The organism is Streptomyces aureoversilis, assembly GCF_042657885.1.
Lineage (GTDB): Bacteria > Actinomycetota > Actinomycetes > Streptomycetales > Streptomycetaceae > Streptomyces > Streptomyces aureoversilis.
Genome location: NZ_JBHSKJ010000010.1, coordinates 52,243 through 65,870 on the forward strand (window position 1 = coordinate 52,243; position 13,628 = coordinate 65,870).

General features: G+C 74.1%; 8 protein-coding genes. 6 read left to right on the forward strand and 2 right to left on the reverse strand.

Going from position 1 to position 13,628, the window contains the following annotated elements; translation table 11 throughout:
• Positions 1-14 precede the first annotated feature (14 nt).
• Complete coding sequence (locus ACFPP6_RS18835; protein ID WP_382043436.1) at positions 15-3,908, reverse strand: type I polyketide synthase; 3,894 nt, start codon at positions 3,906-3,908, stop codon at positions 15-17.
• 656 nt (positions 3,909-4,564) lie between these two features.
• Here ACFPP6_RS18835 and ACFPP6_RS18840 point away from each other — a divergent pair.
• From ACFPP6_RS18840 to ACFPP6_RS18860, 5 genes are read left to right on the forward strand one after another with little or no spacing between them, the layout of a single operon-like run.
• Positions 4,565-5,848 carry a phenylacetate--CoA ligase family protein gene (locus tag ACFPP6_RS18840; protein ID WP_382043439.1) on the forward strand — a complete coding sequence of 428 codons (1,284 nt, stop codon included), beginning with the start codon at positions 4,565-4,567 and terminating at the stop codon, positions 5,846-5,848.
• On the forward strand, positions 5,845-7,149 hold the full coding sequence (locus ACFPP6_RS18845; RefSeq protein WP_382043441.1) for an MFS transporter: 1,305 nt from the start codon (positions 5,845-5,847) through the stop codon (positions 7,147-7,149). The genes ACFPP6_RS18840 and ACFPP6_RS18845 overlap by 4 nt, the downstream gene beginning before the upstream one ends.
• Positions 7,146-8,291 (forward strand): GNAT family N-acetyltransferase, encoded by a 1,146-nt coding sequence (locus ACFPP6_RS18850; RefSeq protein WP_382043444.1) that lies wholly within the window; start codon positions 7,146-7,148, stop codon positions 8,289-8,291. Before ACFPP6_RS18845 ends, ACFPP6_RS18850 begins: the two co-directional genes overlap by 4 nt.
• Positions 8,288-9,454 (forward strand): LuxE/PaaK family acyltransferase, encoded by a 1,167-nt coding sequence (locus tag ACFPP6_RS18855; protein WP_382043447.1) that lies wholly within the window; start codon positions 8,288-8,290, stop codon positions 9,452-9,454. The genes ACFPP6_RS18850 and ACFPP6_RS18855 overlap by 4 nt, the downstream gene beginning before the upstream one ends.
• Positions 9,451-11,967, forward strand: a complete 2,517-nt coding sequence (locus ACFPP6_RS18860) for an aldehyde dehydrogenase family protein (RefSeq protein WP_382043450.1) — start codon at positions 9,451-9,453, stop codon at positions 11,965-11,967. Before ACFPP6_RS18855 ends, ACFPP6_RS18860 begins: the two co-directional genes overlap by 4 nt.
• 81 nt (positions 11,968-12,048) lie before the next feature.
• On the opposite strand, the gene ACFPP6_RS18865 is transcribed toward ACFPP6_RS18860, so the two are convergent.
• Positions 12,049-12,981, reverse strand: a complete 933-nt coding sequence (locus ACFPP6_RS18865) for a phosphotriesterase family protein (RefSeq protein ID WP_382043453.1) — start codon at positions 12,979-12,981, stop codon at positions 12,049-12,051.
• A 67-nt stretch (positions 12,982-13,048) separates the two neighbouring features.
• Here ACFPP6_RS18865 and ACFPP6_RS18870 point away from each other — a divergent pair, with 67 nt between their 5' ends.
• Positions 13,049-13,615: a CGNR zinc finger domain-containing protein gene (locus tag ACFPP6_RS18870; protein ID WP_382043456.1), complete on the forward strand. Its 567-nt coding sequence runs from the start codon at positions 13,049-13,051 to the stop codon at positions 13,613-13,615.
• Positions 13,616-13,628 lie beyond the last annotated feature (13 nt).

Consider the following 13,628-nt stretch of genomic DNA (forward strand, 5'->3'; position numbering starts at 1 on the left):
CCTGCGCCGGGCCGCTACGCGACGGGGGCGCCCGCCGGCTCGACCCGCGGGGCGAGGACGGAGGTGACGTAGCCCGCCAGTCCCTTCGCCGTCGGGTAGTTCCACAGCACCGTCACCGGCAGCCGCACGCCGAGCAGCTTCTCCAGCTGGGCGCAGACCCGCATCGACATCACCGAGTCGAGCCCGAGGTCGGTCAGCGGCCGCTCCGGGTCCAGCTCGCCGGCCGGCATCTTCATCTCCCGCGCGAGCCGGCCGATGATCTCCTCGCCGACGCGGGCGGCGAGCACGTCCGCCGGCAGCTCCCGCCAGCGTGCCGGGTCGTCCTCGGCGGACGCCGCCGCGCCGTCCGCGGCCTGCGCCTCCCGGCCCGGCGTCGTCGCGTCGTCGTCCGCCGCCGCCCCGTTCTCGTGCAGCGCCCCGAAGCGGGTGCCCGGCAGCCACGCGCGCAACTGCCCCTGCTCGTCGCTGATGACGATGTCGACGGTGTCCGTCGCCGGGTCCACGAGCCGGATGTCGACCCAGCCGGTCTCGGGGGCCTCGCCCACCACGCGGACCTCGCGGATGTGGGCGGGCATCCGCACGGTGGGCGGGCCGCCGTAGATGACCGGGACGATGCCGAGGGCCGCGTCCAGCAGCGGCGCCCACGTGACCTGGTCGCCGGGCACGGCGGGCGCGTGCACCCGGGCGCGGATGACGCCGTCGCCGGTCAGCAGCTCCTCGACCGTCCACGGCCAGGCGATGCCCTCCACGCCGATCGCGTCCAGGCGCCCGATCACGACCGACGGGTCCGCCGCCGTCAGGTCCCGGGGTGGCGTCACGGAGAGCATGCCGGCCGGGAACGGCGGGGCGTCCGCGGCCATGGTGGACGAGGTGGTGTGGGTCAGCCAGTTGCCGGGGCCGGAGGTGCCGGACGGGCCCGCCGGCCGCGTGCTCAGCCGCAGCGTCAGCCCCTCCTGCACGACCTGTACCTCGCGCGGGATCGCCAGCGCGACCGGGAACTTCAGCGAGACGTCGAACAGCGCCTTGCTGCCGCCCTGCCCGGGCGCGGCCTCCAGGAAGGTGTGGATGATCGAGGAGGCCGGCACGATCGAGGTGCCGTGCAGCGCGTGCCCGCCGGGGAACGGCCTGACGGCGTCGTCCAGATAGGTGTTCCAGATGCGCAGCGGCGTCGAGGCCGCGACGTCGACCGGCGGGCCCAGCAGCGTGTGCCCGGTGACGTCGTGCCCGTGGGCGACGACGGCGCCCGCGGGCAGCACGGCGTCGGTCCAGTAGCGGCGGTGCTGCCAGGCGATCGGGGGCAGCTCCGCGATCCGGCCCGACGGGTACTGCGCGCTCCAGTCGACCTCGGCGCCGTGGCTGTGCAGCGAGGCCAGGTTCAGCAGCAGCGTGCGCAGCTCGGGCTGGTTGCGGCGCAGGGTGTGGGCGACGTGGCCGCCCGTCACGTCCAGGTGGGCCAGGGTCTCGCCGATCGAGTGGGAGACGACCGGGTGGGGCGAGACCTCCAGGAAGCGGCGGTGGCCGTCCTCGACGGCGGCGGCGACGGCCTGGGCGAGGCGGACGGGGTTGCGCAGGTTGGCCACCCAGTAGCGGGCGTCGTGGCGCACCTGCGCCCGCGGGTCGTCGAGCGCCGTGCTGTAGAGGGGCACCTGCGGGGTGCGCGGCCGCAGCTCCGCGAGGGCCTCGCGCAGGCCCTCCGTCAGCGGGTCCATGTGGGCGCTGTGGAAGGCGACGTCGGAGTTGACGCTGCGGACGGGCACGCCGTCCGCCCCCCAGTCCCGCACGAGCGCGGCGACGGCCTCCGCGTCGCCCGAGACCACGGCCGAGGCCGGGGAGGAGGCGATCGCGGCGCAGACCGCGGCGTTCCCTTCGAGGCGGGCGGCCACCTCCTCGAACGGCAGGCCCGCCATGGCCATGGCGCCCTTGCCGGCGACGCGGCGCAGCAGCGAGGACCTGCGCCCGCTGAGCCGGGCGCCGTCCTCCAGGGACAGCGCCCCGGCGACGACGGCCGCGGCGATCTCGCCCACGGAGTGGCCGATGACGGCGGCCGGCCGGTGGCCGTAGGAGCGCCACACCTCGGCGAGCGCGACCTGCACCGCGAAGATCATCGACTGGGCCCGGTCGACGGCCTCGAAGTCCCCGGAGACGACGGCCTGCCGCGGCGAGAAGCCCAGCTCGGTGCGGAACACCGGCTCCAGGCGGTCGATGACCTCCGCGAACACCGCGTTGTTGGCGAGGAGTTCGCGGGCCATTCCGGACCAGTGCGAGCCGTGGCCGGAGAAGACCCACACCGTCCCGTCGCCCGAGCCGGGGCGGACGGTGCCCTCGGCGACGTTGTCCAGTTCCTGTTCCTCCGCCTCCTCGGCGGCGACGGCCCGCAGGGCGGCCACCAGCTCCGCCCGGCCGTCCGCCACGACCGTGACCCGGTGGTCGAGGTGGGAGCGGCGGGTGGCCAGCGTGTGGCCGACCGAGGACAGGGGGGTGTCGGGGTGCCGCTCCAGCCAGTCGGCGAGCCGGCACGCGTACTCGGCGACGCCCGCCCGCGAGCGGTAGGACAGCGGGAAGAGCCGCGGCGCGCTGGGCAGGGGCTCCTCCCCGGTCTCCTCGGCCGGCTCGGGCGCCTCCTCCAGGACGACGTGGCCGATCGTGCCGCCGTAGCCGTACCCCGAGACGCCCGCGCGCCGCGGGGTGTCGCCCTTGGGCCAGACCTGGTGCTCGGTCACCAGCCGCAGCCCCCACTCGTCCCAGGGGATGTCCGGGCTGGGTTCGCTGGTGAGGACCGTGGCCGCCATCTCGGCGCGCTGCAGCATCAGCGTCGCCTTGATGATGCCCGCGACGCCCGAGGCGGGCTCGGCGTGCCCGATGTTGGACTTCACCGAACCTATCCAGCACGGTTTGTCGGCGGCGCGGCCCGCGCCGAAGACCGCGTGCAGCCCCGAGGCCTCGACCGGGTCGCCGAGCCGGGTGCCGGTGCCGTGCGCCTCGATGTAGCCGGCCGTCGCCGGGTCCAGGCCCGCGGCCCGCTCCCAGGCCAGCCGGAGCAGATCGCGCTGCGCCTCGGGGTTCGGGGCCATGATGCCGCTGGTACGGCCGTCCTGCGCGACGGCCGAGCCCTTGATCACGGCCAGCACGCGGTCGCCGTCGCGCTGCGCGTCCGACAGCCGCTTGAGGACCAGCACCCCGCAGCCCTCGGCCCGGCCGTAGCCGTCGCCCTCCGCGTCGAACGGCTTGCTGCGCCCGTCGGGGGAGAGCGCGCCGGCCGCTTCGAGGGTGAGGGTGTAGGCGGGGGAGAGGATGATGTTCACGCCGCCCGCCAGCGCGAGCGAGGTCTCGCCCGCCAGCAGGGACTGGCAGGCCAGGTGCACGGCCACCAGGGAGGCGGAGCAGGCCGAGTCCAGGACGAAGCTCGGCCCGTGCAGGTCCAGCACGTGCGAGACGCGGTTGGCGATGCCGGTCAGCTGGGCGCCGATGCCGGTCCAGGGCTCGATCCGCGGCAGGTCCTCCAGCAGCCGGCGCCCGTAGTCGTCCGAGCAGGTGCCGATGTAGACACCGGCGTCGGAGCCGGCCACCGAGCGGGGCGCCATGCCGGCGTGCTCCAGCGCCTCCCAGGCGACCTCCAGCACCAGCCGCTGCTGGGGGTCCATCAGCTCGACCTCGCGCGGCGCGATGCCGAAGAACTCGGCGTCGAATCCGTCGACGTCCCCGATGAAGTTGCCCGGGCGTTCGGCCCTGCGCAACGCTTCGGTGAACTCCGGGCCAATCTTTGTGTAGGCGCGCCACCGGTCCTCCGGCGTGGATTCCACGGATACCTTGCCGCCGGCCAGGAAGTCCCAGAAGGATTCGGGGGAGTCGATACCGCCGGGGAAGCGGCAGCCGATGCCGACGAGGGCTACTGATTCGTTAATACGCATGCGTCTCAATTCCGTTCGTCCGGGCGAGTGCGGATGCATGACGGAGCGGTGGAAGTCGGCGGGTGGATGCTTTCGCAGAAGGCCGGGCACGGTGCGTGCAGGCGTTCGCGGAGCTGCCGACACTCCGCAGGGAAATGCTCGTTGACGAGTTCCCGGTGACTTCCTGATGAGATCCGCTGTCCTTGTGCAACGTTCACACACCATGCGTGGTTGGTCCACACAACGCCGTGGAAGTTGTCAACTTGGTAAGGGGCGCACGCGCTTCGCGGACGCCGGACGGGGCTGCGAGCTGGCCAGTAGGCAGCTGTTACCCGTGGTCACCATGCGGGGTGCTCCGGCCAATCTCCGTCCGGCCCGTTTCCCGGCCCTGCGTCCGGGGCGGTGCTGTTCGCGGTGGCGAACGGTGTCCGGGTGTGAGCTGCAACACCGCTGAATCGCCGCTGTTTCCGGCCATCCGAACCCGTCTGCGGGCGACCGATTTTGCAGTACGTTCGGCCGTGTTCCATCATTGTGACCGCGCGTCAGGCGGACTGCCGGCGCTTCACGAGTGCGTGGTGCATGCGTTCTCGTTGAACAGTCAACCGGAGGGCGGCGAGCGCACTGGCCCCGCCCGGCCGGAACCCCCATCCCCATTCCCTGAGCTAGGCAAAGGCAGCATGCCCGTCCATCAGCTATCGGACCTCATACGTTATGTCCGTCACAACTCCCCGTTCTATGCGGACCTCTACGCGGACCTTCCGCCGGATGTGGACTGCCTCACCGATCTGCCGGTGGTGGACCAGAGCGCTTTCTGGGCCGCCAATACCCTCCACGGCAATCGCGTCCTGACCGCCCCGCTCGACGAGGCCTCGGTCTTCAAGACCGGCGGCACGACCGGCGCACCCAAATTCTCCTGCTACACCCGCGAGGAATGGCGGGAGTTCGTGACCGCCTTCGGCCACGGCCTCGTCGACGCCGGGCTGCGCCCCGGCCACCGGGTCGCGGACCTCTTCTACGCGGGCGAGCTCTACGCCAGCTTCCTCTTCATCCTCGACTCCCTCTCCCACGCCCCCGTGAGCAGCGTGCGCCTGCCCATCGGCGGCGCGGCCCCGCTGGAGACGACCGTCCCCACGCTGCGCGACTTCGCCGCCCAGATCGTGGCCGGCACCCCGACCACCCTGTGCCGCCTGGCCGAGCACCTGATCGCCGCCGGCGAGCAGCTCCCCTCCGTCGAGCTGCTGTTCTTCGGCGGCGAGGCCCTCTTCGACGACCAGCGCCGCCTGCTGGCCCGCGCCTTCCCCAACGCCGAGCCCCGCACACTCGGCTACGCCAGCGTCGACGCCGGCCTCCTCGGCCGCCCCGTGCCCGGTGCGGCGGACGCCCGCACACACCGCGCCTTCACCCCGCACACCGTCGTCGAGATCCTCGACGACGCCACGGACGAGCCCATCCGCGAGGCCGGCCGCCCCGGACGCGTGGTCGTCACCCAGCTCTTCCGCCGCCTCATGCCCGTCATCCGCTACCCCGCGGGCGACCGCGCCGAGTGGACCGACCCCGAGGCGGGCGTCTTCCGCATCCTCGGCCGCGCCGAGGAAGGCGTGCGCGTCGGCCCCGTCTCCCTGTACTCACAGGACGCCCAGGGCGCCGTCGCCGCCGCGGACACCGAGGGCCGCGTCGTGGGCATGCAGCTCGTCGTCCGCCGCTGGGACGGCCGCGACGGCCTCGTCCTGCGCCTGGCCGTATCTCCTGACGACCCCGGCTCCGAGGACCCGGCCGGGCTCGACGTCCTCGCCAAGTCCGTGGTGACCGAGCTCGAAGAGGCCCGCCCCTTCTACCCCGACGCCGTCGCCACCGGCTTCGTCCACCCGCTGTCCGTCGAGTGGGTGCGCCACCGCGACCTCACCGTCAACAAGCGCTCCGGCAAGCTCGTCCGCGTCATCGACGAAAGGCCCACGGCATGACCGCCGCCCCGACGGCCGGCGCCGGCCGCCGGCTGCCGCTGGTCCTGCGCAACCGCGCCTTCGGCGCCGTGTGGCTCGGCCAGGTGCTCACCCAGGCGGCCGTCCGCATGTTCCAGGTCGGCGTCTCCTGGTGGCTCGTCGCCTACGCCGTCTCCGGCGGCAACGGGCTCGCCTCGGGCCTGTTCATGGCGGTCAGCACCGTGCCCGCCGTGGCCCTCGCCCCCTTCGTCGCCCGCGCGATCGGGCGCTTCGCCCACCGCTCCGTGCTGCGCACCGCGGCCGGCGGCGCCGCCGTCGCGGCCACGGCCCTCGCCGTCTGGGCGTACGCGAGCGACCTGCCCATCGCGGCCGCCTACGCCGCGACCCTCGCGCTCGCCACGTGCCAGGCCTTCTTCGACCCCTGCCTGACCACCTCCGTCCCCGAACTCGTCGACGACGAGGACATCGAGGCCGCCACCGGCTTCGAACTGTCCACCCAGTCCCTCGCGAGCCTCGGCGGAGCCCTCCTCGGCGCCCTCATCGTCGACCGCGCCGGGATCCCCGGCCTCGCCGCCGGGTGCGCCGGGGCCTACGCGGCCGCCGCCGTGCTCATCGCGACCGTCCGCTTCCGCACCCCGGCCGCGGGCGAGGGCGAAGGCGAGGCCGACGTGGAGGCCGGGCCGCGCACGCTGCGCCAGGTCCTGGCCGGCCTGCCGTTCGTCCGCGCCATCCTGGTCTGCTTCACCGCGGCCAACCTCTTCACCACGGCCGTGTTCATCGTGATGCCGCTCTACACCAAGTCGGTGCTGCACGGCGACGGAGCGACCGTCGCCCTGCTCGAAGCGGCCCTCGGCACCGGCACCCTCATCGGCTCCTTCACCGGCGCGCGCATCCCGGGACGGCCCACCGTCGTCGGCTCCGCCTGCCTCGGCGCGATGGCTCTCGCCCTCGCCGTCCCCGGCATCGTCGGCGAACGGCCCGTCATCGCCGGCAGCCTCGCCGTGACCGGCTGGTGCGTCGGCGTCATCGGCGTGCGCTTCGTGGCCCTCTTCCAGCGCCTCGTGCCCACCGCCGACAAGCCCGCCTTCTTCGCGGTCATGCAGGCCGTGCTCGGTGCGACCTTCCCCCTGGCCTCGCTGCTGTTCGGCCTGCTGGGCGACCAGCTCTCGCCCCAGACCCTGTGCCTGATCCAGGCCGTGGGCCTGGTCCCGGCGGCCTGCGCCCTGGCCCTGCTCAAGGAGCCCGCCCCGGCCGCGGAGACCCCCGGCCCCGCGGCGGAGACACCCGTACCGGCCGGCGCCGCCGCGGGAGGCGCGAGGTGACCGTCCCCGCCCCAGCCGCCGAGCAGGCCACCCCCGGCGACATCGCCGAACTGCGCCAGCTCTACTACGCCGTCTACGGCCCGCACTACCCCACGGCGCTCGGCACCGACCCCGCCGTGATGGCCCGCCTCATCGAGGACCCGCACACCCTCTGGCTCGTCACCCGCTGCCCGCGCACCGGCGCCCTCACCGGCTCCGCCGCGGTGCACAGCGAGCCCGGCAGCCGCCTCGGCCGCCTCGAAGGGCTCGCCGTCCACCCCGACCAGCGCGGCTCGGGGCTCGCCGGCCTGCTCACCGAGGCCCTGTGCCGGCGCACGCTGGACGAGGGCCGCCTCGACTCCGTCTACGCCACGGTCCGCACCGTCAGCGCCGGGCCCCAGCGCGTCGTCGCCCGCAACGGCTTCCGCCCCATGGGCGTCCTGCCCAACGCCGTCGACGTCGACAGCCGCGAGAGCCTCGCGCTCTACGCGCGTTACTCGCCCGGCGTACTGGAGCGCCGCGCCCCCGTCGCCGAAGTGCCCGCCCCGCTCGTCCCCCTCCTGCGCACCGCGGAGCAGAGCCTGGGCGTCAGCTACGCGCACACCCGGGCCACCGCACCGGCGCCGGCACCCGCCGGGCCCGCGGCCGCGGACCTGGAGATGGTCGAGGCAGCGGCGTTCGTCCGCCGCCGCTTCCGCGAGCGCTTCCCCGACGCGGGCCACTGGTTCTACCCCCTGCACACCCCCAACGTGCTGCTCGTCCCCGACGACGGGAGCTTCGAGGTCTACGCCTGCCTCAACCGGGCCGGCGGCTACTGCGCCCTCGTCGCCGGCCACCCCGGCCCGGCCGTCGCGGCCGCCCACCTCGAACCGATCACCCGCTCCCTGACCCGCGCCGGAGCCGGCTACGTCGAGGCGCTGCTCCCGCTGGACCGGCACGACCTGCTCTCCGCCGGCCTCGCCCAGGGCTTCATCCCCAGCGCCCTGTACCCGGCCATGCGCCGGGAGGGCGACGGCTTCCACGACTACGTCGTGATGTCCCGGACCACCGAGCAGATCGACTTCCGCGGCCTGGTCGCCGACGCGGCCCTGCAGCCCTTCCTGGATTCCTACGTATCGGCCTGGGCGTCGACGTATCTGCCCTCACGCGAGGTTGCCTCATGACACTCACCGCACCCCTCAACCCCCATCTCGCCCCGGTCACCGTCCCCGACCCGGACGCGCTCGCACACGTCCAGCGCCTGTGCGACCTGACCGACCCCTACACCTCCGGCCCCGCAGAGGAAGAGCTCTTCGCCGCCGCCATGGCCGAGAGCCACGCCTGGCACAGCGAGCGCTCCCCCTTCTTCCACGACCTCCACGCGGCCACCGCCGCGGACGCGCCCTACGGCGCGCCCCTGGTCCACGCCAACTTCTTCAAGCGCCACGAAGTGCTGTCCATCCCCCGCGAGGACGTCCACCTGCACCTGACCTCGTCCGGCACCACCGGGCAGAAGTCGCAGATGTTCTTCGACGAGTGGACCATCCGCTCCGCCCAGCGCATGGTCGCCCGCATCTTCGAGCGCAACGGCTGGATCACCCCCGACCAGCCCGTCAACTACCTGCTCTACAGCTACGAGCCGGCCCGCGACCTCAAGCTGGGCACGTCCTTCACCGACAACTACCTGTGCGACTTCGCCCCGGCCCGCCGGGTGGAGTACGCCCTGCGCAACACCGGCGGCGGCCACGAGTTCGACCCCTTCGGCTGCATCGCCGCGCTCCGCCGCTTCGCCGAGGACGACGCCCCGGTCCGGATCCTGGGCTTCCCCGCCTTCCTCTGGTTCACCCTGGAGCGCATGCGCGCCATGGGCCTGCCGCCCCTGCAGCTGCCCGAGGGCTCGCTGATCATCCTGGGCGGCGGCTGGAAGGGCCACACCGATCAGCAGATCGGCAAGCACGAGCTCTACGCCCGCGTCACCGAACAGCTCGGCGTCCCCTCCGAGCGGATCCGCGACACCTTCGGCTCCGTCGAGCACTGCATCCCCTACATCGAGTGCTCCCACCACAACCTGCACGCGCCGGTGTGGTCCCGGGTGTTCATCCGCTCCACCCGCACCCTCGAACCGCTGCCGTACGGGGAGAAGGGCTACCTGCACCTCGTCTCCCCGTACATCACCTCCGTGCCCGCCCAGAGCGTCGTCATGGGCGACCTCGCCTCCCTCCTCCCCGGCGAGGAGTGCGGCTGCGAGCTGGACACCCCGTGGTTCACCATCCACGGCCGCGCCGGAGTGAGCCGCAACAAGAGCTGCGCGGTGGCCGCCGCCGAGCTGATGAAGGGAATGTCGTGACCGACGCAAACTTTTCGACGAACCACCACCACTACTGGCAGGGCGCCTTCATCGGCGACGACGAGGCCGCACGCCGCCTCGAGACCCTGCCCGCGGCCGTCGAGCAGGCCCTCTCGTCCCCGCTCGACACCGAGACCGTCCTGGCCGCCTGCGACGGCCTCGCCGGCGCCCTGCGCGACCCGGCCCACCCCGTCCGCGCCCGCCTCGCCCCCCACCTGCCGGAGGGCGAGGACGCCGACGGCCTCCTCGGCGAACTCGCCGCCTTCCTCGGCCGCGACGCGCTCAGCCGCAAGCTCCGCCGCGAACTGGGCGGCACCGCGCCGCAGCGCCTGAACCGGCCCGACGCCAAGGAGACCGTCTACGAGGCGTGGGCCCCCGTCGGCCTCGTCGCGCACATCGCCCCCGGCAACGCCGCGACCGTCGCCCCCCTGAGCCTGATCGAGGGCCTCCTCGCCGGCAACGTCAACGTCCTCAAGACGAGCAGCGCCGACACCCTCCTCGCCCAGCACCTCCTCGCCGAGCTCGCCGCGCTCGACCCCACGGGGGCCATCGCCGAGCGCGTCATCGTGCTGCGCTTCTCCTCCGGCCGCCAGGAGTGGCTGAAGCTCATGTGCGCCCCGGCCGACGCCGTCGCCGTCTGGGGCGGAGAGGCCGCCGTCGAGGGCGTCGCCGCCCACGTCCCGGCCGGCTGCCGGCTCGTCGAGTGGGGCCACAAGATCTCCTTCGCCTACCTCACGAGCGACGCGTGGGCCGACGAGGAGACCCTCGCCGCCCTCGCCGCCGACGTGTGCCTCTTCGAGCAGCAGGCCTGCTCCAGCCCCCAGGTCGTCTACCTCGACACCGAGGACGCCGACGAGGTCTTCGCCTTCGCGGAGCGCTTCGCCGCCGTCCTCGCCGGGATGCCGGCGGCCGCCGCGGAGGACCTCGACCCGGCGGAGGAGGCCGAGCTCACCACCACCGAGCTCATCGCCCGCCTCGAGGAACACCTCGGCCTGACCCGGGTCATCGCCGCCCCCGACGGCTCCTGGCGCGTCATGGCCGACACCCGGCCCGCGCTGACCGCCTCCCCGCTGCACCGCAGCGTGTGGGTCAAGCCCCTGCCGCGCAAGGGCCTGATCGGCGCCCTGCGCCCCATGCGCCGCTACCTGCAGACCGCCGGCATCGCCGGCAGCCGCACCGACGTCGCGGAGCTGTCCGCCACGGTCCTGGCCGCCGGCGCCACCCGCGTCACCCCCGTCGGTGCCATGACCGCCGGCTACTCCGGCGAACCCCACGACGGCGTCTACGCCCTCCAGCGCTACAGCCGCCGCGTCGCCGTCCAGGCCGACGAGCGCTTCGCCACCACCGCCTGCCTCGACGACCTGGCCCGCGCCGCCGACTTCCCGGCGCCCACCGGCCCGCTGCTGGACAAGGCGGCCGTCCAGGAGCGCAACCGCGACGTCGCCCGCGGCGACGCCGAGCTGTACTTCCGCAGCGGCGGCAGCACCGGCGCCCCCGCCCTGTCCCTCTTCAGCTACGACGACTACGACACCCAGATGCACGCCGCCGCCCGCGGCCTGCTCGCCGCCGGCTACGACCCGGCACGCGACCGCACCGCCAACCTCTTCTACTGCGGCGGCATGTACGGCAGCTTCATCAGCTTCTTCTCCATCCTGGAGCGGCTGGGCGGCGTGCAGATACCGATGGCCGCGGGCCCCGACCACCGGGCCACGGCCGAGGCCATCGTCGCCTACGAGGTCGACACCCTCTTCGGCATGCCCTCCTACCTGTGGCAGCTCCTGCACGAGCAGGAGGAGCTGCTGCGCTCCTACGGCGGCATCCGCAAGATCTTCTACGGCGGCGAGCACTTCACCGACGAGCAGCGGCGCACGCTCGCCGAGACCTTCGGCATCGAGGTCGTCCACTCCATCACCTACGGCAGCACCGACCTCGGCCCGCTGGGCTACCAGTGCACGGAGAGCACCGGCAGCGTCCACCACCTCCACGCCGACCTGCACACCCTGGAGATCCTCGACGTCGCCTCCGACGAGCCGGTGGAGCCGGGGGAGACCGGGCGGCTGGTCTTCACCACCCGTGCCCGGCGCGGCCAGCACCTCGACCGCTACGTCATCGGCGACCTCGGCCGCGCCCTGCCCGGCCGCTGCCCCTGCGGCAGCCACTCCCCGCGCTTCGAACTGCTCGGGCGGCTGGGCGACGTGATGCGCGTCGCGACGTACTTCCTCAACTACCGCCGCTTCGTGGCGATAGCCGAGGAGAGCCTGCGCTTCAGCGGCGAACTGCAGGTCCTGCTCGCCAACGAGGGCTCTCGCGAGGGGCTCACCGTCCGCATGGAGCGCACGGCGGCGACGGACGTGACCGCGGCGCGGGAGGCCTTCCTGGCCGGCTACCCCGAACTGCGCACGGCCGTGGAGGAGAAGCTCCTCGACCTCACCGTCGAAGCGGTCGACGGCGCCGGCCTCGACCGCACCCCGACCAGCGGCAAGCTGCGCACGGTGGTGGACAACCGGAGGTGACCCGGAGGCGCCCCGCGGCGGCTGCCGCCGTCCGCCGCGGGGCGCCGTCCGGGCCGGCGCCGAGGCCGGCCCGTTCCCGGATCAGGTGTCGTTGCGCCGCCACTCGGCCGCGAAGGCGCGGGCCGGGTTCGTGACGAACACCTGATGGGCGAAGTCCTCGCCGAGCTCCTCGGCCAGTGAGGGCCGCAGCGTGCGCAGCAGGTACGGCATGCCCGGGCCGTCCGCCGCCGAGCGCGCGGCGGCCGTCGTGGTGTCCCCGCCGATCAGGATCCGGTCCGCGTGACCCGCCTCGGCGAGGGCCGTCAGCGCGTCGAACAGCCGCCAGTCCGTGGCGTGGTGGGCGCGCGACGGGCCGTCGAAGGCGAGGAAGGCGCCCTCCCCGGCCGCCCGGAGGTGCACGCGCAGGTCGGGAGAGCGGTTGAGGTGGCCGAGGACGACCCGGCCCGCCGGCACGCCCAGCTCCCCGCAGAGCAGATCCAGCACGTCCGGGGCGCCCGTGCCGAGTTCGAGGTGGACGGCGATCGCCGCCCCCGTCGCACGATGGGCCCGCGCGGCGGCGGCCATCACGTGCCGCGCGTGCCCGTCGAGGCCGTGGAAGCCCCCGGCGACCTTGATCAGCCCGGCGCGGACCGGCCCTTGCGTCAGGTCCCGGACGAACAGCTCCGCCAGCCGGTCCCGGTCGCGGTCCAGGCGCTCCCGCGCGTAGTGCACCGCCTGGTGCAGCCCCGTCGCGGCGACCACGTGCACCCCCGTGGCGGACGCCAGCGCCGCGAGATCGGCCCGCCGGCGCCCCATGCCGCGGGGCGTCCACTGCACCACGGCCCGCCCGCCCGCCTCCCGGAAGGCGCGCAGCTCCGCGCCCGCCGCCTCCACGTCGCCGAGCTCCTGGCCCGGCAGCCGCGGGCTGCGCAGGAAGAGGTGGTCGTGCGCGTCGCAGACCCCCAGCTCCTCCGCGGGAACGTCCCCCAGAACGGTCCGTACGACGGGCCCCATGGCGTCTCCTCCGCTCTCCATGCGTAACGGCTCACCCGTTACATGATCAGCGTGATCACTGTAACGGGTGAGCCGTTACGATGCCCGTATGACCGACGAGGACGACCGCCTGGCCTTCCGCTTCGACTGCGGAGCCGGCTGGCTCAACCTGCTCGCCACCAGGGGCCGGCACTTCGGCGCGCACCCGGTCGAGCGCATGGCCACGCCCGAGCGGCTGGCGGAGTGGCTCGACCGCAGCGAACTGACACCCGCCCGGCCGCCCGGCGCCGCGGACCTCCGGCAGGCCCACGCCCTGCGGGAGACCCTGCGCCCCCTCGCCCTGGCCGTCGCGGAAGGACAGCCGCCGCCGGCCGGAGCCGTCGGGGAACTCACCCGCTTCCTCGGCGAGGAGCGCGACCCCGTACGGCTCCTGGCGGCGGACCGGCTGCTGCGGGAGCCGCCCGCCACGACCGGGGCGGCCCTCGCCCGCATCGCCCGCCAGGCCGCCGATCACCTCACCGGCCCCGAGCGCCACACCCTGGCGGTCTGCCCCGAGCACGACTGCCGCGGCGTCTTCGCCAACCCCACCGGCCGCCGCCGCTGGTGCCCGTCACCGGCCTGCGCGAGCCGCGGCCGCGTCCGCGCCCTCCGCGAGCGCCGCCGTGCGGGGGAGTGACCGAAGGCTCCCC